This is a genomic window from Amycolatopsis stemonae, assembly GCF_054781455.1.
In genome coordinates this window covers 202,362-223,463 of record NZ_BAAGUJ010000011.1, presented here as the reverse complement: position 1 = coordinate 223,463, position 21,102 = coordinate 202,362, and the positions used below count along the sequence as shown (strand labels likewise).

At 72.8% G+C, this 21,102-nt stretch carries 21 protein-coding genes; 8 read left to right on the top strand and 13 right to left on the bottom strand.

Annotated elements, in window-relative coordinates; all coding sequences use genetic code 11:
- Positions 1-4: 4 nt before the first annotated feature.
- Genes mftD through mftA form a run of 7 tightly spaced genes read right to left on the bottom strand, consistent with a single transcriptional unit; the run spans position 5 to position 5,639 of the window.
- Positions 5-1,198 (bottom strand): pre-mycofactocin synthase MftD, encoded by a 1,194-nt coding sequence (mftD, locus tag ACYVLJ_RS34355; RefSeq protein ID WP_451985138.1) that lies wholly within the window; start codon positions 1,196-1,198, stop codon positions 5-7.
- Positions 1,195-2,625 carry a mycofactocin biosynthesis glycosyltransferase MftF gene (mftF, locus tag ACYVLJ_RS34350; RefSeq protein WP_460441793.1) on the bottom strand — a complete coding sequence of 477 codons (1,431 nt, stop codon included), beginning with the start codon at positions 2,623-2,625 and terminating at the stop codon, positions 1,195-1,197. Before mftF ends, mftD begins: the two co-directional genes overlap by 4 nt.
- Positions 2,622-3,401, bottom strand: coding sequence for an SDR family oxidoreductase (locus tag ACYVLJ_RS34345; RefSeq protein ID WP_460441792.1), 780 nt, complete (start codon positions 3,399-3,401; stop codon positions 2,622-2,624). The genes mftF and ACYVLJ_RS34345 overlap by 4 nt, the downstream gene beginning before the upstream one ends.
- Entirely contained in the window at positions 3,398-4,072 is a 675-nt protein-coding gene (gene mftE, locus ACYVLJ_RS34340) for a mycofactocin biosynthesis peptidyl-dipeptidase MftE (protein WP_460441791.1), read from the bottom strand. The genes ACYVLJ_RS34345 and mftE overlap by 4 nt, the downstream gene beginning before the upstream one ends.
- Before the next feature lies 1 nt (position 4,073).
- Positions 4,074-5,249: a radical SAM/SPASM domain-containing protein gene (gene mftC, locus ACYVLJ_RS34335; RefSeq protein WP_460441790.1), complete on the bottom strand. Its 1,176-nt coding sequence runs from the start codon at positions 5,247-5,249 to the stop codon at positions 4,074-4,076.
- Positions 5,249-5,542 (bottom strand): mycofactocin biosynthesis chaperone MftB, encoded by a 294-nt coding sequence (gene mftB, locus ACYVLJ_RS34330; RefSeq protein ID WP_460441789.1) that lies wholly within the window; start codon positions 5,540-5,542, stop codon positions 5,249-5,251. Before mftB ends, mftC begins: the two co-directional genes overlap by 1 nt.
- A complete protein-coding gene (gene mftA / locus ACYVLJ_RS34325; protein ID WP_451985150.1) occupies positions 5,532-5,639 on the bottom strand; it encodes a mycofactocin precursor MftA in 108 nt (35 codons plus the stop codon). The genes mftB and mftA overlap by 11 nt, the downstream gene beginning before the upstream one ends.
- 106 nt (positions 5,640-5,745) lie before the next feature.
- Here mftA and mftR point away from each other — a divergent pair, with 106 nt between their 5' ends.
- Positions 5,746-6,387, top strand: coding sequence for a mycofactocin system transcriptional regulator (mftR, locus tag ACYVLJ_RS34320; protein ID WP_451985151.1), 642 nt, complete (start codon positions 5,746-5,748; stop codon positions 6,385-6,387).
- Positions 6,388-6,589: 202 nt separating this feature from the next.
- Here the strand turns inward: mftR and ACYVLJ_RS34315 are convergent, their stop codons facing one another.
- Positions 6,590-7,027, bottom strand: a complete 438-nt coding sequence (locus ACYVLJ_RS34315) for an SRPBCC family protein (protein WP_451985152.1) — start codon at positions 7,025-7,027, stop codon at positions 6,590-6,592.
- 49 nt (positions 7,028-7,076) lie between these two features.
- Here ACYVLJ_RS34315 and ACYVLJ_RS34310 point away from each other — a divergent pair, with 49 nt between their 5' ends.
- The 3 genes from ACYVLJ_RS34310 to ACYVLJ_RS34300 all read left to right on the top strand — a co-directional run bounded on the left by ACYVLJ_RS34310 (position 7,077) and on the right by ACYVLJ_RS34300 (position 11,048).
- Positions 7,077-7,688: a TetR/AcrR family transcriptional regulator gene (locus ACYVLJ_RS34310; RefSeq protein ID WP_460441788.1), complete on the top strand. Its 612-nt coding sequence runs from the start codon at positions 7,077-7,079 to the stop codon at positions 7,686-7,688.
- Positions 7,689-7,848: 160 nt separating this feature from the next.
- Complete coding sequence (locus ACYVLJ_RS34305) at positions 7,849-9,477, top strand: GMC family oxidoreductase (RefSeq protein WP_460441787.1); 1,629 nt, start codon at positions 7,849-7,851, stop codon at positions 9,475-9,477.
- Positions 9,474-11,048 carry a succinate-semialdehyde dehydrogenase (NADP(+)) gene (locus tag ACYVLJ_RS34300; protein WP_460441786.1) on the top strand — a complete coding sequence of 525 codons (1,575 nt, stop codon included), beginning with the start codon at positions 9,474-9,476 and terminating at the stop codon, positions 11,046-11,048. The genes ACYVLJ_RS34305 and ACYVLJ_RS34300 overlap by 4 nt, the downstream gene beginning before the upstream one ends.
- Here the strand turns inward: ACYVLJ_RS34300 and ACYVLJ_RS34295 are convergent, their stop codons facing one another.
- Positions 11,049-11,819, bottom strand: coding sequence for an isocitrate lyase/PEP mutase family protein (locus ACYVLJ_RS34295; RefSeq protein WP_460441785.1), 771 nt, complete (start codon positions 11,817-11,819; stop codon positions 11,049-11,051).
- A 63-nt stretch (positions 11,820-11,882) separates the two neighbouring features.
- Positions 11,883-13,160, bottom strand: coding sequence for a phosphopyruvate hydratase (gene eno / locus ACYVLJ_RS34290; RefSeq protein WP_460441784.1), 1,278 nt, complete (start codon positions 13,158-13,160; stop codon positions 11,883-11,885).
- Between the two features lie 232 nt (positions 13,161-13,392).
- Here eno and ACYVLJ_RS34285 point away from each other — a divergent pair, with 232 nt between their 5' ends.
- Complete coding sequence (locus ACYVLJ_RS34285) at positions 13,393-14,562, top strand: alpha/beta hydrolase family protein (protein ID WP_460441783.1); 1,170 nt, start codon at positions 13,393-13,395, stop codon at positions 14,560-14,562.
- A 4-nt stretch (positions 14,563-14,566) separates the two neighbouring features.
- Here the strand turns inward: ACYVLJ_RS34285 and ACYVLJ_RS34280 are convergent, their stop codons facing one another.
- Genes ACYVLJ_RS34280 through ACYVLJ_RS34270 form a run of 3 tightly spaced genes read right to left on the bottom strand, consistent with a single transcriptional unit; the run spans position 14,567 to position 17,594 of the window.
- The gene (locus ACYVLJ_RS34280) at positions 14,567-15,031 is read right to left on the bottom strand and encodes a MarR family winged helix-turn-helix transcriptional regulator (RefSeq protein ID WP_451985166.1); all 465 of its coding nucleotides are present in this window, start codon (positions 15,029-15,031) and stop codon (positions 14,567-14,569) included.
- A 29-nt stretch (positions 15,032-15,060) separates the two neighbouring features.
- Positions 15,061-16,617 carry an amidase gene (locus tag ACYVLJ_RS34275; protein WP_460441782.1) on the bottom strand — a complete coding sequence of 519 codons (1,557 nt, stop codon included), beginning with the start codon at positions 16,615-16,617 and terminating at the stop codon, positions 15,061-15,063.
- A gap of 32 nt (positions 16,618-16,649) precedes the next feature.
- Complete coding sequence (locus ACYVLJ_RS34270) at positions 16,650-17,594, bottom strand: LysR family transcriptional regulator (RefSeq protein ID WP_451985170.1); 945 nt, start codon at positions 17,592-17,594, stop codon at positions 16,650-16,652.
- An 82-nt stretch (positions 17,595-17,676) separates the two neighbouring features.
- On the opposite strand from ACYVLJ_RS34270, the gene ACYVLJ_RS34265 reads away from it, so the two are divergent.
- Genes ACYVLJ_RS34265 through ACYVLJ_RS34255 form a run of 3 tightly spaced genes read left to right on the top strand, consistent with a single transcriptional unit; the run spans position 17,677 to position 21,031 of the window.
- Complete coding sequence (locus ACYVLJ_RS34265) at positions 17,677-18,375, top strand: succinate dehydrogenase cytochrome b subunit (RefSeq protein WP_451985172.1); 699 nt, start codon at positions 17,677-17,679, stop codon at positions 18,373-18,375.
- Positions 18,375-20,297 (top strand): fumarate reductase/succinate dehydrogenase flavoprotein subunit, encoded by a 1,923-nt coding sequence (locus tag ACYVLJ_RS34260; protein ID WP_460441781.1) that lies wholly within the window; start codon positions 18,375-18,377, stop codon positions 20,295-20,297. The genes ACYVLJ_RS34265 and ACYVLJ_RS34260 overlap by 1 nt, the downstream gene beginning before the upstream one ends.
- Positions 20,294-21,031 (top strand): succinate dehydrogenase/fumarate reductase iron-sulfur subunit, encoded by a 738-nt coding sequence (locus ACYVLJ_RS34255; protein ID WP_460441780.1) that lies wholly within the window; start codon positions 20,294-20,296, stop codon positions 21,029-21,031. The genes ACYVLJ_RS34260 and ACYVLJ_RS34255 overlap by 4 nt, the downstream gene beginning before the upstream one ends.
- Positions 21,032-21,102: the final 71 nt, after the last annotated feature.

Below are 21,102 nucleotides of genomic sequence, written 5' to 3'. Positions count from 1 at the left end.
CGGATCAGCGTGCGGTGACCGGCGTTTCGGCACCCAGTACGCGCGCGAAGTCCGCCGGGATCCGGACGTCGTCACGGCTCAGGTCGTGCACGCTCCGGTGACCGAGGGCGAGCAGCGTCGAGTCGATGCCGTTGCGCAGGACGTCGAGGACGTTTTCCACGCCCGCCTGGCCGTTCGCCGCCAGGCCCCAGAGGTACGCGCGTCCGATGAGGACCGCGCGGGCGCCGAGCGCGAGGGCCTTGACGACGTCGCTGCCCCGCCGGATCCCGCCGTCCAGCAGGACTTCCACCTGGTCGCCGACGGCGTCCGCGATCGCCGGCAGCGCGCGGATCGTGGCCGGGGTGCCGTCGAGGTTGTTGCCGCCGTGGTTGGACACCGAGATCGCGCTGACGCCGGCGTCGACCGCGCGGCGGGCCTCGTCGACGCGGATGACGCCCTTGAGCAGGAACGGCCCGTCCCACTGCGAGCGCAGCCAGGCGACGTCGGCCCAGGTGGCCGGCGGGGTCCCCATCCACTGGCCGTACGCGCCGAAGAACGTCGGGACCGGCGTCCCGGGCTCGGCCATGTTCGGCACGCTGAGGTCGGGCAGGCGGCGGGTGCGCGCGTAGTCGAGCAGCCACCGCGGGCGGGACAGGCCTTCGGGCGCGAAGCGCAGCAGCTCGCGGAAGGTCAGCTTCTCGGGGATGTGCGGGCTGCCCCAGTCGCGGCTGTGGGAGAACGACCAGTCGAGCGTCAGGATGATCCCGGTGGCGCCGGCGCGCCGGGCGCGGTCCAGCCGGCCGAGGATGTCGTCGCGGCTGCCGGTCCAGTAGACCTGGAAGAACGTGCTCGGGTTGGCGGCGACGACCTCTTCGACCGGCTTGCTCGCGAACGAGCTCAAGCCGATCGCCGTGCCGCGGGCGGCGGCCGCGCGGGCGACGGCGACCTCGCCGTCGGGGTGCACGGCCTGCACGCCGGTCGGGGAGATCACCACGGGCAGCGCGATGTCCTGCCCCAGCACGGTGGTGGCCAGCTCGCGCCGGCCGGGCAGCCCGGCGGTGCGCGGCGCGAACGTCAGCTCGTCGAACGCGTCGAGGTTGTCCTTCAGCGTCAGGCCCTTTTCGGAGCCGGCGATCAGGGCCGAGTAGACGGACGCGGGCAGGCGCTTCTTCGCCCGCCGCTGGGCTTCGGCGATGGACTCGAACCAGGTGGTGCTCATGCGGGGCCTCGCTTTTCCTTGCTGTCGATGCGCAGGGGGCGCCAGGTGATCTTCGGCCGCACCGGCACGGTGGTCCGGTGGGCCAGGCAGCCGGCCCAGACGCCGGTGCCGTAGGCGATGTCGTCGGCGAGCGCGCCGGCGGTGAACCGGACGGGATCCAGGCCGGGCCGGCCGGCGAACCAGCGGCCGAGCGGGGGACCGAGCAGCAGCGACGCGATCGCGGCGCGCCGTCCCCACCGGCGGCGGCCGCCGGGGACGAGCAGGGCCACGAGCGCGGGCGCGGCGAACTGCGTGCCGTAGCGGCCGGTGCCGAGCCAGGTCCGGTGCACGGCGGTGACCGTCGCGCGGACCAGGCCGCCGGGTGGGATGTCGTGGGCCCGCAACGTCTTCAGCATGCTGAGCACGGCTCCGGCGAAACCGCCGGCCGCGAGCACCGGCCGCCGGGCGAGCAGGGCGCCGACGGTCACCGCGGGCCAGCCGTGCAGGACGAGCGGCGCGAGGTTTTCCGGATGCCGCTTCGCGAGCGGCGCCGCGGACGTCCCGTATCGCGCGCGGCGCACGAAAAGCTCGCGCCAGGTCGCCGGTTCCCGGTGGCCGACGTGGACGTCCGGCGCGTACCGGACGCGGTGCTTCGCCGCGTGCAGCCGCCAGACCAGGTCGACGTCCTCGCCGAAGCGCAGGTCCGGGTCGAACGCGCCGGCCGCCGTCACCGCGGCGCGGCGGACGACGAGCGCGGCGGTGGGGACGTAGGTCAGCCGGGTCCCGGGTGCGACGCGGGCGAGCCGGTCGCCGAGGTCGAGGCTGCTGGCGGCGCGCGTGTAGCGCCCGGCCGCCGTGTCCGGGGCGAGGGGGCGGACGCGCGGCGCGACGGCGGCGAGCAGGGGGTCGGCGAAGTGGGCCGCGAGCCGGCCGGCCCAGTCCCCGGCCGGCACGCAGTCACTGTCCACAAAGGCCACCAGGTCGGTGGAGACGTGCTCCAGCGCGGTGTTCCGCGCGGCCCCGGGCCCGCCGTTGACGTCGCGGCGCCGCAGTTTCGCGCCGTGCGCGGCGGCCACCGCGGCGATCGCGGCCGGGTCGTCGGAACCGTCGTCGACCACGAGCACGGGGTGCGTGCCGTCGAGCGCGGCGAGGCAGCGGGCCAGCGACTCGGCCCGGTCGAGGACCGGGACGACCACGGTGAGGTCCGCTGGTGAGTCCGGCTCGGGCGGTACCGGGTGGGCGAGCCCGGTGTCGGTGAGCCGCCGGGCGAGCGTGCCGCCGGCGGTGGAGACGATCGGGCCGGCTTCGAGTTCCCGCCAGGCTTTCCGCCCGGCCGCCGTCAGGCGCAGCACGCGGGCCGGGGAGCCGCCGAACCAGAGGTCCGCACGCAGCTGCCGGGTGTCCTGGTCGAGTTCGACGCGGAAGCCGGCGGGCAGGGGAGCGGTCACAGGGCCAGCCCTCCGTCCACCGGCACGACCGCGCCGGTCATCGCGCTGCTTTCCGGGCCGGCCAGGAAGGCCAGCACCGCGGCCACTTCGTCCGCTTCGAGCAGCCGCTCGACGGGCTGCTGCGCGGCGAATTCGTGCGCGCCGGGCAGGGCGTAGAGGCGGGCGCTCTCGGCGAGGATCGGGGTGTCGGTCGACCCCGGGCTGACGGCGTTGGCGGTGACCCCGGAGTTCCCGAGTTCGCTGCCGAGCGCGCGGACGAGCCCGGCGACGCCGGCTTTCGCCGCGCAGTAGGCGGCCAGCATCGGCAGGCCGCGCGTCGCGGCGGCGGAGGCGACCGCGAGGAAGCGGCCCGACCTCGGCGCCGGCCGGCGCAGCAGCGCCGGGATGGCGACCCGGGCGAGGTTGACCACGCCCCGCAGGTCGACGTCGAGGCCGGCGTCCTCCTGCTCGGCGGGCATCTCCCACAGCGGCACCCCGCCCGCGATGACGCCCGCGGCCGCGACGGCGACGTCGAGCCCGCCCCAGCGGCGTTCGGCTTCGGCGACCGCGTCGGCCAAGGCCACCGGGTCTCGCACGTCCGCGACGTAGGTGCCGACGGCCGGGCCCGCGCGGTCGGCGACCGCGGCCAGGTCCCCGGCGCTCCCCATCGGGTAGGGGAGCGCGGGGTCGTCGGCGGCGAGGTCCACGGCCAGGACCGCGTACCCCTGGCGGGCCAGGCGCAGCACGGTCGCGGCGCCGATCCCGCGGGCCGCGCCGGTGACGAGCGCGGCCCTCATGCCCAGCCGTCCACATGGGACACAAGCTGGGCGGTGAGCTCGGCCAGCAACGTTCGCCCTTCGGGCGCGGTCGCGGCCGTCGGGTCGCCGAGCACCCCGGTCGGGGTCACCGCGCGCACCCCGCCGTCCCGCAGCAGCGGCAGCACCTCGCCCAGCGGCCGCGGGTCGCCGGGTGCCGCCAGGTCCATCCGCACGTCATCGGGCCGCAGGGCCAGCTGCAGTGCGGTTTCCGGGCGCCCGGCGTGCGGGTCGCCCGTCCAGCGGGGCCGGAACACCTCGACGTCCCGCGACTCCGCCCGCAGGCGCGCGACGGCCCGGGCGACCGGCCCGGCGTTGCCGCCGTGGGCGGAGACGAACAGCAGCCGCGAGAACGTCTCCGACGCGGACCGGCCCAGCTCGACCAGCAGGAGCTCGGTCGCCTCCTGGCCGATCGACAGCGTCCCGGCGAACCCGGCGTGCTCGCCGCTGGAGCCGTACGCCACGGCCGGGGCGACGAGCACGTCCGGCCGCTTCTCCGCCAGCCGGTCGCACAGCGCGAGCGCGATGTCGGTGTCGGTGGCCAGCGGCAGGTGCGGGCCGTGCTGCTCGGTCGCCCCGACCGGCACGGCCAGGATCGCGCCGGACGCCGCGCGCTCGGCGACGTCCGGCCAGGTGAGGTCCGCGAGCCGCATGTCAGGGCCGGAACCCGGCGAGCGGGCTTTCGTCGCAGGCGCGCTCCGGCGGGCGGCGCATCCCGATGGTGACCGGGACCGGCTCGCGCTCGCGCGTCCGGTGCGAGTGGTCGAGCGACGGCTTCGGCACGCTGGTGACGGCCGCGAGCGCGAGCTCGCCGTGGCCGCGCACGCATTCCGGGTCCGGGCCGTCGAGCGGCAGGCCGGTGAAGAACTTCGCCGCCATGCAGCCGCCGCGGCAGGCGTCGAACGCCGAACACGACTCGCAGGCGCCGCCGCTCTGCGGACTGCGCAGCTCGGTGAACAGGGCGGACTCGCGCCACACGCTCGTGAACCCGCCGTCGCCGCGCACGGTGCCGGCGAGGAAGGTCTCGTGGATCGCGAACGGGCAGGCGTAGACGTCGCCGACCGGGTCGACCAGGCACACGACGCGGCCGGCGCCGCACAGGTTGAGGCCGGGCAGGCCGCCGTCGCCGTACCCGGCGAGGTGGAAGAACGAGTCGCCGGTGAGGACGTGCTCGCCGCGGGCCACCAGCCAGTCGTAGAGCTCCCGCTGCTGCGCCGCGGTCGGGTGCAGTTCGTCCCAGACGTCGGCGCCGCGGCCGGACGGCCGCAGCCGGGTGATGCGCAGCTGGGCGCCGTAGCGGTCGGCGATCGCCTTGAACTCGTCGAGCTGGCCGGCGTTCTGCCGGGTGACCACGACCGAGATCTTGAAGTTCTCGAAGCCCGCGTCGGAAAGGTGCCGCATGGCGCGGATCGCGGTGGCGTAGGAGCCGGGGCCGCGGACGTGGTCGTTGACCTCGGCGGTGGCCCCGTCCAGGGAGATCTGGACGTCGACGTAGTCGCTGGCGGCCAGGCGCCGGGCCACCTCGGGCGTGATCTTGATGCCGTTGGTGGAGAACTTCACGCCGACGTGGTGCTCGGTCGCGTAGTCGACCAGCTCCCAGAAGTCCGGGCGGACGGTCGGTTCGCCGCCGCCGATGTTGACGTAGAAGACCTGCATGCGCTCGAACTCGTCGATGAGCGCCTTGCACTCGGCGGTGCTCAGCTCCCGGGGGTCCCGCCGGCCCGACGAGGAAAGGCAGTGCACGCAGGAGAGGTTGCAGGCGTAGGTGAGTTCCCAGGTGAGGCAGATGGGGGCGTCGAGCCCGTACTGGAATTCGTCCACAAGGGACATCAGCGACTCCTCGGCTGGATCATGCTGGACGCGGCCAGTGCGGCGAGCGCCGCGCGGTACCGCGGCAGCTCGCCGGTTTCGACGCCGGCTTCGGCGCACGCCGTCCGCGCGTCGGGGTGCGCGGCGAGCCCGCGGACGACGTCCAGGAGGGCCGGGCTCTTCAGGAAGGAAAGCCGGCGGGTGCCGAAGTGGTACAGCAGGGCGCCGAACCGCTCGGGCCGGATCGAGACCCGGTCGTCCAGCCGCCACGCGCCGTCCAGGTCGAACCCCGCCGGCTTGTCCTCAGTAGACACCGCACATGCCGTCGATCGACACTTCTTCGACCAGGAGGTCCTCGGTGAGGGGTTCCTCGGTGGCGGCGGGTTCGGTGGGGGTGGTGTTCTCGGGCATCCTGACTCCTTCGGCAGAGATGATTTACGACACCGAGTGTCGAATAACGGGGAGAGTAGTGTCACACCGTGTCAATAAGCAAGACCCTCGACGGAACGGCACCCGGATGACCGATGACCTGACCACCCGTCCGGCGGCCCGCCGCGGCCGGCCGCCGGGTACGAGCGCGCGGGAGCTCGAGGTCGCGGCCCTGCGGCTGTTCAGCGAACAGGGTTTCCACGAGACGACCGTGGACCAGATCGCCGCGGCGGCCGGGGTGAGCAGGCGGACGTTCTTCCGCTACTACGACGCCAAGGCGGACGTGCTCTGGAACGAGTTCGACACCGAGGTCGAGACGATCCGCGCGCTGCTCGCCGACATGCCGGCGGAGCTGCCGGTCCTGGAAGCCGTGCGGCGGGCGGTGCTCGAGGCCAACCACTACCGCGCCGCGGACGTGCCGGAGCTGCGCACCCGGATGACACTGGTGAGCTCGGTGACGGAGCTCGCCGCGAGCGCGGCCGTCCACTACGACGCGTGGGAGCGGGCGGTCAGCGCGTTCGTCGCCCGGCGGTCCGGGCAGCCGGAGGAGTCGTTGTACCCGCTGGTGGTGGGGCGCGCGGTGCTGGCGGCCTGCCGCGCGGCCTACGAGCGCTGGTCCGCCCGCGCGGACGCCGACCTGACGGTCTACCTCGACGCGGCGTTGCGTGCCCTGGCGGCGGGCTTGGCCGACGACGTGCTGGTGGGCGAGCCGGACCCGGTGCCGAGCTGAGGCGGCGGCCCGTCGCCGCGCGCACCGCTTGGGCGGCTTCACGCACCGCCGCTGCGGCGGGGGCCCGCGCCCTCGGCGGGATCCTGCCGGCCCTGGGCCGCGCCGAGGTCGCCAGAGCGCGCGCCGACCGGATCGTGCCACTGGCCTGCGGTGGCGGGGACCGGTGCCGCGCGGTGGTGGCCCGGCACCGGTCGCCGAGCCGTCACCAGTCGCTCGCCGCGAGCACCTCCGGGAAGCCTTCCGCCAGCATCCGGCGCCGGACCCGGTGGAGCAGCCTGGCCATGAAGAAGCCGCCGACGCCGCTGAACCCCGTGTGCCGGTAGGTGAGCCGGGTTCCCCCGCCGGTCTCGGCGAGGTGGCACGTCACCGTGCTCGGTGCGTCGGTCTCCTGGTTGCGCCAGCTGAAACTCAGCAGCTCGGGCGCGTCGGCCGCAAGGACTTCGCACCGGACGACGCCGTCCCAGCCGGGGACCGGCCTGCCGATGAACCGGAACCGCGTGCCGACCTCCGGCGCGAAGCCTTCGGGACGGCCGCCTCGCCCGGTCGACGTCCAGCGCGGGACCAGGGCCGGGTCGGTCAAGGCGCGCCAGACGCGGGGCCGGGGCTGGGGGTACTCCCGGACGATCTCGAACTCGCTCATGGTGGGTGGCTCCCTTCGTTACAGTCACTGTAAACAGTACACTTGCTGTATGAGTGCCGAGACGCTGCGGGACCGGCGGAAGCGCGAGCTGCGGCAGCAGCTGTCCGACACGGCGGCCCGGATGTTCCTGGAGCGCGGGTTCGAGGCGGTCCGCGTCGCCGACGTCGCACGCGCGTGCGGCGTCACGGAAAAGACCGTCTTCAACCACTTCGGCAGCAAAGAGGCCCTGCTCGCCGACCGCTGGGACACCCAGATCGACGCCTTGGGTACCCGGCTGGCCGACCCGGCGACCACGCCGCTGGACGCCGCGTTGGCGGTGCTCGGCGACGAGCTCGACTTCCTGGTCGCGTCGGCGCGCGAGGAGGGCTGGGACGACGTCCGGCGGTTCGGCGAGCTGATCCGCTCGACGCCGGCGCTGGTGGCCCACCACCGGGAGAGCCGGGACCGGCTGGCCGACGCCGCGGCGGCGGCACTGGCCACGCGGACCGGCGCGTCCCCGGCCGACCCGGTCGTCCGGATCACCGCGGGCGCCGTCGCCGGGCTGTGGACCGTCTACGCCGTCAGCCTGCAGCGGCACCTGGCGAAGGGCCCGGCGCGCGTCGCCCGGGCGGTGCGGGCCGACCTCGCGCGGGCGGCCGAGGCGCTGCGCAACGGGCTTTGACCGGGCGTTGCCCGTCGCCCGGCCGGCGGCGGCGACACCGGGCGGGCCGAGGCCGTGGACGGGAAGCAGGCGTACCCGTTGCGCTCCGAGGCGGCGACGCTATACCGTGAGCAAACTAGAACAGGTTATAGTTTGTGGCGGGCCGGATCGAGGAGCGGACATGGCGAACAGGGCGCCGCGCGGCGACGAGGCCGACTACGTCGTCGTCGGGTCGGGGAGCTCGGGGGCGGCGATCGCGGGGCGGCTGGCGCAGGGCGGGGCCAGCGTGATCGTGCTCGAAGCGGGGAAGAGCGATGAGAAGCTCCTGATCAAGAAGCCGGGCCTGGTCGGCCCGATGCACGCGGTGCCCCAGCTCAAGAAGCCCTTCGACTGGGGTTTCTACGGCGTCCCGCAGAAACACGTTCTCGATCGCCGGATGCCGGTGCCGCGCGGCAAGGTCGTCGGCGGCTCCAGCTCCATCAACGGCATGGTCTACGTCCGCGGCAACCGCGCCAACTTCGACTCCTGGGCCGCCGAAGGCAACACCGGCTGGGACGCCGACAGCGTCAACGCCGCCTACAAGCGGATGGAGGACTTCGAGGACGGCGAGAACGCCTTCCGCGGTGCGGGCGGCCCGATCCGGGTCACCCGCAACAAGATCCCCCAAGAAGGCTCGCTCCAGTTCGTCGAAGCGACTTCCGACGCCCTCGGCTGCAAGATCCTCGACGACTACAACGCCGAGTCCCAAGAGGGCGTCAGCCGGATGCAGCAGAACGCCGCGGACGGCCTGCGCTACAGCGCCTCACGCGGCTACCTGCACAACCTCGCGCCCGCGACGCTCGAAGTGCAGTCCGGCGTGCTGGCGAAGAAGGTGGTCTTCGAAAACGGCCGCGCGGTCGGCGTCGAGGTCGCCGACGGCCGGGGTCACCGCGTCGTCCGCGCCGGCAAGGAGGTCATCCTGTCGGCCGGGTTCGTCGGCTCCGCGCAGCTGCTCATGCTGTCCGGGATCGGCCACGCCGAGCACCTCAAGGAGCACGGCATCGACGTCCTCGCCGACCTGCCGGTCGGGGACAACATGCACGACCACATGTTCCACGCGCTGACCTTCAACGTCACCTCGAGCAAGAACAAGGGGTCGGCGCCGTACTTCGCCCGCGGCCTGGCCCGCGAGCTGCTGAAGCCCGGCACGACGTTCCTGGCGAACTCGGTCTTCGAGGCCGTCGCGTTCCTCCGGACGTCCCAGGCCGGCGCGGTGCCCGACCTCCAGCTGCACCTGCTGCCCTGGGCGTACGTGTCGCCCAACCAGGACGCGCCGATCCGCCACGACGTCGACAAGCGCCCGGCGCTCACGGTGCTGACGACGCTGATCTACCCCAAGAGCCGCGGGACGCTCCGGCTCGCCTCGGCCGACCCGACGGCCGCGCCGCTCATCGACTTCCAGTACCTGTCCGATCCGGCCGACCTCGAAGTGCTCGGCGAAGGCTCGGAAATGGTCCGCGAGATCTTCGCTTCGAAGGCGTTCAAGGGCTCGGTCAAGGAGGAGATCCACCCGGGCAAGGACCTGCGCGGCCAGCCGTTGCGCGACGCGATCCTGAACCGCGCGACGTCGGTCTACCACGGCGTCGGCACCTGCCGGATGGGCGTCGACGAGCTCGCGGTCGTCGGCCCCGACCTCAAGGTGCGCGGGGTCGAGGGCCTGCGGGTCTGCGACGCCTCGATCATGCCGTCGATCACCGGCGGCAACACCAACGCGCCCGCCATCATGATCGGCGAGATGGGCGCGCGGCTCGTCCTCGGGAGTGGATCGTGACCGTGACCCCGCTCGAGCTGACCCGCCCGGCGTCGGTGACCGGCGCGTTCCTGCGCGAGCTCGTCGCCCGCGTGCCCGGCTCCGCCGGCGAGACGTGGAAGCTCACCGAGGTCTACACCGGCGAGCCGCTCGTCGACCTGCCCCAATCGACGCCGGCCGACATCGAGCAGGCCTTCGACGTCGCCCGCGAGGCGCAGCGGAAGTGGGCCGCCACGCCGCTCAAGCAGCGGCTGGCGGTGTTCAAGCGGGCGCACACGCTCTTCGTCGACCACGCGCGCGACGTCGCCGACCTCATCCAGGTCGAGAGCGGCAAGAACCGCCGGATGGCGATCGAGGAGACCTGCGACCCGGCGATGGTGATGAGCCACTACCTGCGCCGGGCCGCGAAACTGCTGGCGCCGACGAAACGCGGCGGTCCGGTGCCGCTGGTGACGACGTCGACCGAGATCCGGCAGCCGAAAGGCGTCGTCGGGATCATCGCGCCGTGGAACTTCCCGTTCGCCACCGGCATTTCCGACGCGATCCCGGCGCTGATGGCCGGCAACGCGGTCGTGCTCAAGCCGGACAACAAGACGGCGCTTTCGCCGCTCTACGGCATCCGGATGCTGGAGCAGGCCGGCCTGCCGGAGGGGCTGTTCCAGGTCGTCTGCGGCGAAGGCCCCGACGTCGGCCCGACGCTCATCGACCGGGCCGACTACGTGATGTTCACCGGCTCCACGGCCACCGGCAAGGTGATCGGCGAGCGGGCCGGCCGCAACCTCATCGGCTGCTGCCTCGAGCTCGGCGGCAAGAACCCGATGATCGTCCTCGACGACGCCGACATCGCGGAAGCCGTCCAGGGCGCGATCTTCGGCGCGTTCGGCAACACCGGCCAGATCTGCATGCACATCGAGCGGATCTACCTGCCGGAGTCCCGGTACGCCGAGTTCAAGGACGCGTACGTGGCCGCCGCGAGCGCGCTGGACGTCCGCGCGTCCTACGACTTCGGGCCCGACATGGGCTCGCTCGTCTCGCCCGACCACCTGCGCCGCGTGAAGGAGCACGTCGACGACGCCGTCGCGAAGGGCGCGACCGTGCTCTGCGGCGGCAAGCCGCGCCCGGACCTCGGTCCGGCGTTCTTCGAGCCGACGATCCTCGAAGGCGTCACCAAGGACATGCTCTGCGGCGTCACGGAAACCTTCGGGCCCGTGGTCGCGCTGCACCGGTACGGCACGGTCGACGAGGCCGTGGACCTGGCCAACGACACCGACTACGGCCTCAACGCGTCGGTCTGGGGCCGTGACGTCGACGCCGCCCGCGCGGTGGCCGCGCGCCTGGAATCGGGCAACGTCAACGTCAACGACATCCTCGCCACGGCGTTCGCCGCCAAAGGGACGCCCTCCGGCGGCGTCAAGAGCTCCGGGGTCGGCGCCCGCCACGGCGACCAGGGCCTGCTCAAGTACACCGACGTGCAGAACCTGGCCGTGCTGAAGAAGCAGGTCATGGGCCCACGGCCCGGACAGGGCTACGAGAAGTACGTCGAGAGCATGCTGTCCGGGCTCAAGCTCATGCGGAAGCTGCGGATCCGCTGATCAGTTGAGCTTGCGGGTGTCGGCGGGCAGGCCGCCGCCGGCGTAGACGTCCTCGGCGAGCTTGGCCAGGGCGGTCAGGGCGACGTTCTGGCTCCACGGGCCGTAGGACACGCGGGCGACGCCGAGTTCCTGCGCGCGCTTGAGCGGGATCGAGCCGGGGATGCCGATGAGGTTGACCTTGCGCTCGCCCAGTTCGCCGACGAGCCGCTCGACCTGGTTCTCGTCGAGCTTGCCGGGCACGAAGAAAGTGGACGCGCCGGCCTCGAGGTAGGCGCGGCCGCGGGTGATCGCCTCGGTCAGTGCCGTCTCCGGGTCGGTCTTGAGGAAGGCGTCGGTGCGGGCGTTGAGCACGAAGTCGACGCCGGCCTTCTCCGCGGCCGCGACGGCGGCTTCGACCGCCTTCACGGCGTCACCCAGCGGCTTCATCCGGTCTTCGAGGTTGGCGCCGACCGCGCCGACGTCGATCGCCCGGGCGATGGTGCCGCCGGGGTCGCCGTAGCCGGCTTCTAGGTCGGCGGTGACAGGCAGGTCGCCCGCCGTCCGCACGATGAGGGCGACCTCGGCGATCATCTCGTCGCGCGGGATCCGTTCGCCGTCCGGGTAGCCGCGCGAGGCGGCGATGCCGTGACTGGGCGTCGCGAGGGCCTGGGTGCCGGGCGTCTCGGCGACGACCTTGGCGGTGATCGCGTCCCAGACGTTGACGACGAGCAGCAGCTCGGGGGCGGCGTGCAGCTCCTGCAGCCGGGTGGCCTTCTCGGCGGTGGAAGTCATGCCGCCAATCTAGGGCTTCCGCGCCGCCGGGGCCCGTCCCGCCGGACGGGCCCCGGGGGTGGATCAGCCGCGCAGGGTGGCCCGGCCGGCGTACTTCGCCTCCGCGCCCAGCTCCTCCTCGATGCGGATGAGCTGGTTGTACTTGGCCGTGCGGTCGGAGCGGGACAGCGAGCCCGTCTTGATCTGGCCGCAGCCGGTGGCGACGGCGAGGTCGGCGATCGTCGTGTCCTCGGTTTCGCCCGACCGGTGGGACATCACGACCGAGTAGCCCGCCTTGTGCGCGGTGTCGACGGTCAGCAGCGTCTCGGTCAGCGTGCCGATCTGGTTGACCTTGACCAGGATCGAGTTCGCGATGCCGCGGTCGATGCCGTCCTGCAGCAGCTTGACGTTGGTGCAGAAGACGTCGTCGCCGACGAGCTGCACGCGGTCGCCGATGGCGTCGGTGAGCTGCTTCCAGCCGTCGTAGTCGTCCTGCGCGAGGCCGTCCTCGATGGAGACGATCGGGAAGCGCGCCGTCAGCTCCGAGAGGTAGGCGACGTGCTCCTCGACACTGCGCTTGCGGCCCTCGCCGCGGTAGTCGTAGACGCCGTTGTCGTAGAACTCCGACGCGGCCGGGTCGAGCAGCAGCGCGATGTCCTCGCCGGGGGTGTAGCCGCTTTCCTCGATCGCGCGGACGACGAACTCGAGCGCCTCGTCGGCCGACGCGAGGTTGGGCGCGAAGCCACCTTCGTCGCCGACGTTGGTGCCGTGCCCGGCCTTGCGCAGCGACGCGCGCAGCGTGTGGAAGACCTCCGAGCCCATCCGCACGGCCTCGGCGAACGTCTCCGCACCGACCGGGCCGATCATGAACTCCTGGAAGTCGATCGGGTTGTCGGCGTGCGCACCGCCGTTGATGATGTTCATCATCGGCATCGGCAGCTGGTGGGCGAAGACGCCGCCGACGTACCGGTACAGCGGCAGGGTGTTCGCCGCCGCGGCGGCCTTCGCGACGGCCAGGGAGATCCCGAGCGTGGCGTTGGCGCCGACGCGCGCCTTGTTCGGCGTTCCGTCGGCGGCGATCAGGGCGGCGTCGACCTCGGACTGCGCTTCGGCGTTCAGCCCGACGACGGCCTCGGCGAGTTCCGTGTTGACCGCGGTGACGGCCTTGCGGACGCCCTTGCCGTGGTAGCGCGCCTTGTCGCCGTCGCGGAGCTCGACCGCCTCGCGCGTGCCGGTGGAGGCACCCGACGGGACCGCGGCCCGGCCCAGCGAGCCGTCCTCCAGCACGACGTCGACCTCGACGGTCGGGTTGCCCCGGCTGTCGAGCACCTCACGGCCACGAACACGGGCGATTGCCGTCATCTCAGCTCCTCGAAGAGTTCCCCAGGGGCGCCGGCGGCGCTGCCGTGCGCGGGTCCGTGCCGGAGGCTAGCAGAGTCCTTCTGAATCGATAAGGGCCATTTCACGTGCGCACCTGTTCGCGTCGAGGGCCCGGCCGAGGAGAAGACGGGGGCGACGGCCGCCCCGGCCAGCGCCGACTGGCGTTCGCGAGGACGGTGCCACACGTGCGCGTCGGTCCACGATCGTGATAGTCATGAATCTGGACCAAATCGAGGGAGCGCGGATGGCCGTCGTCGAACTGACCACCTTCACCGTCCGGCCGGACCGGACGTCCGCGATGCTCGCGGCCCGGCCCGGCATGGTGGCCGCCTTCCGGGAAGGTCGCCGGGGTTTCGTCTCGGCGAAGCTCGTGCGTCTCGACGCCGGGACCTGGCTGGACGTCGTCGAGTGGATCGACGACACCGCGTGGGACGAGTCGAAGGCCCGAGGCGGCGACGATCCGCGGATCGCGGCGTTCTTCGGCACCATCGACGCGCTGGTGAGCGCGCGGCGCGGTGCCCGCTACGACGACGAACAGGACGCGCCGCGGCCGGTGCGCACCGTCGCCTACGGGCCGCACCCGGCGCAGGTGGGGGAGCTGTACGTGCCGGCGGGCGAGGGCCCGTTCCCGGTGGTCGTGCTGCTGCACGGCGGGTACTGGACGGCGATGTTCGACCGCCGCTCGATGACCCGGCTCGCCGACGACCTGGTCGCCCGCGGGTACGCCGTGTGGAACGCGGACTACCGCCGGCTCGGCGACGGCGGTGGCTGGCCCGCGACGTTCGAGGACACCGCGGCCGCGCTCGACGTCGTCGCCGGGGTGGACCCGGCCCTCGATCCCGCCCGGGTCGCGGTGATCGGGCACTCCGCGGGCGGCCACCTGGCGGCATGGACCGCGCACCGCGCGGCCTTGCCCGCCGACGCCGTGGGCGCGGCGCCGAAGGTGGTGCCGGTCGCGGCCGTGTCGCTCGCCGGGGTCCTCGACCTGGCCGAGGCCGACCGGACGGCGTTCGGTGCGCTCCTGGCGGACCCGGACCTCGTGCGCCCGGCGAACGCCCCGAAGCCCGCGGCCCCGGAGTTCTGGCCGGCGGTGGCGGAAGGAGCCGGTGAGGGCGTGGTGAACCTGCTGCTGGGCGGGCACCTCGACCAGGTCCCGCAGCGGTACGCGACGGCGTCACCGAGCGCCCTCGAGAGTGCCGGGGTCCCGGTCCTCGTGCTGCACGGCGACGCCGACGACATCGTCCCGATCGAGTACAGCCGCACCTACGCCGAGCACGCGCCGGACGCGCAGTACCTGGAGGTGGCCGGCGATCACTTCGAGGTGATCGATCCCGCGCACGGAAGCTGGCCGCCGGTGGTCGAATGGCTCCGGACGCGGGTGTAGCCGGTCAGTCCCCGGCGACGGCACCGCGCTGGTGCTCGGTGATGTCGGCCAGGACCCGCTTGAAGTGCTCGTAGTCGGCCCGCCCCAGGCGGTTCGCGTGGCGCCGCTGGATGCCCGCCATGATCGCGTCCGCGGCCTTCATCTGCGCGAGACCGCGTTCGGTGGGGCAGATCAGCTTCGCGCGGCGGTCACTCGGGTCGGGCCGCCGTTCGACGTAGCCGAGTGCTTCCAGCTCGTCGGTGAGCGTGCCGATGATCTGCTTGTACTGCCCCGAAAGCCGGGACAGTTCGGTCGGCCGGACGCCGTCCGGGTCCAGGTAGGCCAGCACCGCGCCGTGCCGGTGCTTCAGGTCGTCGAACCCCTGCGCGGCCAGCGTCGCGAAGAGCTCCCGCTGCACGGCGAACAGCAGCCGTCCCGACAGGACACCCAGGTCGGGGTCCGTCGCGTTCCGCTCCGCGCGGGTGACCATCGGCTGCCCTCCTCACCGTCGAGACCACCCTAACCAGAGCTGGGCAGGAAGGCGGGCGCCCGGCGCGCCGGGGCGGCACGCTCGAACGCCGCGGCGAGGGCGAGCACCCGGGCGTCGGCCCAGCGCCCGGCGAAGAACGAGACGCCGATGGGCAACGGACCCGCGAACCCGGCCGGCACCGACACGTTCGGGTAGCCCGCGACGGCCGCCGGGGTCGACGAGCCGAGCACGAACGCGTCACCCGCGGCGTAGTCCGTCTTCCACGCCGGGCTGTTGGTGGGCGCGACGATCGCGTCCAGGTGCAGCTTGGCGAGTGTCTCGTCGATCGACCGCTTCGCCAGGTCCGTCGCCGTGGCCCGCTGCTGCCGGTAGGCCGGGTCGCTCGGGCCCGGCGCGGCCGCGGCCTGCTCGAACAGCTCCTGGCCGAACTTCGACAGCTCCACCGGATCCCGGCGGTCGAACGCGATCAGTTCGTCGAGCGTCGCGGGGTGACCCGGGCGGTGCGTGAAGTAGGCGTCGAGGTCGCGCTTGAACTCGGTCAGCAGCGCCGGTGTCTCGGCCGCGCCGATCTGGTCCTGGTACGGCAGATCGACGTCGACGACGGTGGCGCCCTGCGCGGTCAGCGTCCGCACGGCGTCGCCGACGACCCGGTCGACGTCGGCGTCCAGGCCGGCCAGCCGCCACACGCCGATCCGGGCCCCGCGCAGGGCACCCGGGTGCAGCAGCGCGGCGTAGTCGCGCGGCTGTCCCGCGGGGATCGCCGCGGTCGCGGGATCGGCCGCGTCACGGCCCTGCAGCACGGAAAGCGTGATGGCGGTGTCGACGACGTGGCGCGCCATCGGCCCGGCCGTGTCCTGCTCGGCGGAGATCGGGACGACGCCGGTCCGGCTGACCAGCCCGAGCGTCGGCTTCTCGCCGACCACGTCGTTGGCGCCGGCGGGACACACGATCGAGCCGTCGGTTTCGGTGCCGATCGCGACCTGCGCCAGCGTGGCGGCCACGGCGGCGCCGGAGCCCGACGACGAGCCGCACGGGTTGCGGTCGAGGACGTAGGGGTTGTTCGTCTGGCCGCCGATCCCGGACCAGCCCGACGTCGAGTGCGTGGATCGGAAGTTGGCCCACTCGGACAGGTTCGTCTTGCCGAGGATGACCGCGCCACCGCGCTGCAGCCGCTCCACCAGCGCCGCGTCGGCGGCCGGGCGGCTGCGCGGCAAGCCGCGCGAACCGGCGGTCGCCGGCTGGGTGCGCGTGTCGATGTTGTCCTTGAGCAGCACCGGGATCCCGTCGAGCTGCCCGAGCGGGTGACCCGTGCGGCGGCGCGCGTCGCTGGCCGCGGCGGCCCGCAGCGCACCCGGGTCGACGGCGAGGACCGAGTGGATCTTCCCGTCGAAGGCGTCGATCCGGTGCAGGTAGGCCGTGGTCAGCCGCACGGACGTGAGGCTGCCGTGGGCCATCCGCTGCTGGAGTTCGGGGATGGTGGCGGCGTCGAGGTCGAAGCCGAGGCCGGTGGCGGCGACGGCGGGCACCGGGGCCACGAGAGAACCGGCGAGGACGACGAGCACGGCGGCCGAGCGCAGACGATTCACGGCCTACATGGCACTCCTGAACGCCGCGCCGGTCAACCCTCCGATGGTCGGGTGCCCCCTCTGTCCACAAGGGACTCGATACCGGGCGGGAGGCTCGCCCGGTCGGCCACGAACCCGACGATCGCGGTGCGCAGCGCGCGGACGGCCCGGGTGGGTTCGACCTCGGTCCGGGCGGCGAGCTGCACGATCCGCGTCATGCCCGCTTCGGGCGCGAACCGCGTCCGCCGGAACCGTTCGCCCGCCACGGTGCTCGGCACGACGGCCGAGCCGACGCCGGCGCGGACCAGCTCCAGCACGGCGTCCATCTCGCCGCCCTCGATCGCGAACGACGGCTCGAACCCGGCCGCGCGGCAGGCGTTCACCGTCGCCTCCCGGACGTCGTAGCCGCGACGGAACATCACCAGCGGGACGTCGGCGAGCTCGCGGACGTCGAGCCGGCCGGTCCGCGCCGGCGCGTCCGGCGGGGAGATCACGACCAGCTCTTCCAGCAGCAACGGCGTCGCCGCCAGGTGCGGGTCGCCCATCGCCCGGGCACCGGCCAGCAGCGCCAGGTCCAGCGCGCCTTCCGACAGCCGCTGCCGGAGGTCGCCGGACCCGCTTTCGTGCAGCTCCAGCTGGATGCCCGGGTACCGGCGGCGGAACGCCGACAGCATCGCCGGCAGCAGGCCCGTGCACAGGCTGGGCGGCGCGCCGAGCCGGACGCGGCCGCGGTCGAGCTCGGCCAGCTCCCGGATCGCGAGCCGCGCGCTTTCGGTCTCGGCCAGGATGCGCCGGGCGATCGGCAGCAGGACCTCGCCGGCCTCGGTGAGGGAGACGTTGCCGCGGATGCGGTGGAACAACGGCGCGCCGAGGTCGTGTTCGAGCGCGCGGATCTGCTGCGACAGCGACGGCTGGGCGACTCGCACCTCCTCGGCGGCGCGCGTGAAGTGCCGGTGCTCCGCGACGGCGACGAAGTAGGCGAGCTGGTGCAGCTGCATGCGACCACGATAGCCGATGGCTATCGAATGCAGAGTTATCATGTCTTTGACCTCTGGTGAAGCCGCTCCTACCGTCGGTCAGGTGGTCAACGCCCTCGAGCACCGTTCGAACGTCCGCCGGTTCTGGGACTCGACGATCGGCAAGAAGATCGTCATGGCGGTCAGCGGCGCCCTGCTGCTGGCGTTCGTCTTCGCGCACATGGTCGGCAACCTCAAGACGTTCCTGGGGGCCGGCGACCTCAACGCGTACGCCCACTGGTTGCGGACCCTCGGCGAGCCGGTCCTGCACTACGCCTGGTTCCTCTGGATCCAGCGCGCGGTCCTGCTCGTCGCGCTGGTCCTGCACGTCACCGCGGCGGTCCAGCTCGTGCGGCGCGACCGCCGGGCGCGACCCGTGCGCTACGTCCACCGGCCGCCGGTGCGCGCGACCTTCGCCGTGCGCACGATGCGCTGGGGCGGCGCGACCCTGGCGGTGTTCGTCGTCTGGCACATCCTCGACTTCACCGTCGGCACGGTGAACCGGGACTTCGTGCCCGGCGACCCGTACCACAACCTCGTCGCGGACTTCCGGGTCTGGTGGGTGAACCTGATCTACCTCGTTGCCCTGGCCATGCTCGGCCTGCACATCCACCACGGCTTCGCGAGCGCCGCGCGGACCATGGGCGTGACCAGCGCCAAGCGGGAACGGGCGATCAAGATCCTCGGCAGCACGACGGCGGTCGTGATCGCGGGCGGCTACGCGCTCGTCCCGGTCGCGGTCATGACGGGACTGGTGGACTGATGAGCGACTACACCGTGGGCGACCCGATCGCCGACACCAAAGCCCCGGCCGTCCCGCTGGAAAACCGCTGGGACGAACGGAAGTTCGCGGCGAAGCTGGTGAACCCGGCCAACCGGCGCAGGCACCGGGTGATCGTCGTGGGCACCGGCCTGGCCGGCGGCTCGGCCGGCGCGACACTGGCCGAGCAGGGCTACCACGTCGTCCAGTTCTGCTTCCAGGACTCGCCGCGGCGGGCGCACTCCGTCGCCGCGCAGGGCGGGATCAACGCGGCGAAGAACTACCGCAACGACGGCGACTCCGTCTACCGGCTGTTCTACGACACGGTGAAGGGCGGCGACTTCCGGTCCCGGGAGTCCAATGTGTACCGGCTCGCCCAGGTGTCGGCGCAGATCATCGACCAGGCCGTGGCGCAGGGCGTGCCGTTCGCCCGCGAGTACGGCGGCCTGCTCGACACGCGCTCGTTCGGCGGGGTGCAGGTCCAGCGGACGTTCTACGCGCGCGGCCAGACCGGCCAGCAGCTGCTGATCGGCGCCTACCAGGCGTTGTCGCGGCAGATCGACGCGGGGAACGTCGAGCTGCACGCGCGGACGGAGATGCTCGACCTGGTCGTCGACGGCGGCCGGGCGCGCGGCATCGTGGCCCGGGACCTGGTGACCGGGGAGATCACGACGCACCTGGCCGACGCCGTAGTCCTGGCCAGCGGCGGCTACGGCAACGTCTTCTTCCTCTCCACCAACGCCAAGGGCTCGAACGCCACGGCGATCTGGCGGGCGCACAAGCGCGGCGCGTACTTCGCCAACCCGTGCTTCACGCAGATCCACCCGACGTGCATCCCGCGCTCGGGCGAGCACCAGTCGAAGCTGACGCTGATGAGCGAGTCGCTGCGCAACGACGGCCGCATCTGGGTGCCGAAGCGCGCGGGCGACGAGCGGCCGCCGGCGGACATCCCCGAGGACGAGCGCGACTACTACCTCGAGCGGCTGTACCCGAGCTTCGGCAACCTGGTGCCGCGCGACATCGCTTCCCGGGCCGCGAAGAACGTCTGCGACGCGGGTCTCGGTGTCGGGCCCGGCGGTCTCGGTGTCTACCTGGACTTCGCCGACGCGATCGAGCGCATGGGCCGCCCGGCGATCGAAGCCCGCTACGGCAACCTCTTCGACATGTACCAGCGCATCACGGCGGAGGACCCCTACCGGACCCCGATGCGGATCTACCCGGCCATCCACTACACGATGGGCGGGCTCTGGGTGGACTACGACCTGCAGAGCACGATCCCCGGGCTGTTCGTCATCGGGGAGGCGAACTTCTCCGACCACGGTGCCAACCGGCTCGGCGCGTCCGCGTTGATGCAGGGCCTCGCGGACGGCTACTTCGTCCTGCCGGCCACCTTGAACGACTACCTCGGCGGCACCCGGTTCGACGACGTCTCCCGCGAGACGGTCACGCAAGTGGAAACCGAAGTGCGCGACCGGATCACCCGGCTCTTGTCGGTGCGCGGGACGCGGTCCGTCGACTCGTTCCACCGCGAGCTGGGCCTGCTGTTGTGGGACCGGTGCGGGATGTCCCGCACCCGCGAAGGCCTGCGCAAGGCCCTCGAGCGCGTGCCCGGGCTGCGCGCGGAGTTCTGGCGGGACGTCCGCATTCCCGGCACTGCCGCCGACCTCAACCAGGAGCTGGAGAAGGCGCTTCGCGTCGCCGACTTCCTGGAGCTGGCCGAGCTGCTGCTGATCGACGCGCTCGCCCGCGAAGAGTCGTGCGGCGGGCACTTCCGCGAAGAACACCAGACCCCCGAAGGCGAGGCGCGGCGCGACGACGAGAACTTCGCGTACGTCGCCGCCTGGGAGTACGGGGAGAAACCCGTGCTGCACCGAGAAGAGCTCGTCTTCGAGCACGTCCACCCGACCCAGCGGAGCTACACATGAACCTCACCGTCCGCGTCTGGCGCCAGGCCGGCCCGGCCGCCGAAGGCCGGCTGGTGTCCTACCCGGTCGCCGACGTCAGCCCGGACATGTCCTTCCTCGAACTGCTGGACGTGCTGAACCAGGAGCTGATCGCCGCCGGGGAGGAGCCGGTGGCCTTCGACCACGACTGCCGCGAGGGCATCTGCGGTTCGTGCGGCGTGGTGATCAACGGACAGGCCCACGGCCCGGAGCGCACGACGTCCTGCCAGCTGCACCTGCGCTCGTTCACCGACGGCGACGTCGTGGACGTGGAACCGTGGCGGGCTCGCGGTTTCCCGGTGGTCAAGGACCTGGTCGTCGACCGCTCGGCCCTGGACCGGATCGTCCAGGCGGGCGGCTACGTCAGCGCCCCGACGGGCAGCGCCCCGGACGCGCACGCGACCCCGGTCCCGAAGCCGGACGCGGACCTGGCGTTCGACAACGCGACGTGCATCGGCTGCGGCGCCTGCGTGGCGGCGTGCCCCAACGGCTCGGCGATGCTCTTCACAGCGGCCAAGGTGACCCACCTTTCGCTGCTGCCGCAAGGACAGCCGGAACGGGCCCGGCGGGTGCTGGACATGGTGGACACGATGGACGCCGAGGGCTTCGGCGGCTGCACCAACACCGGTGAGTGCGTGGCGTCGTGCCCGAAGGGGATTCCGTTCGCGAGCATCGCCGGCCTGAACCGGGAGTTCCGGAAGGCCCGGCGCTCCTGAACGTCCCGTTCCCGCCCTACCTCGTCCGCCACGTCGCCGACGCGGCCGGGCGGATCGTCCGCGACGGGCAC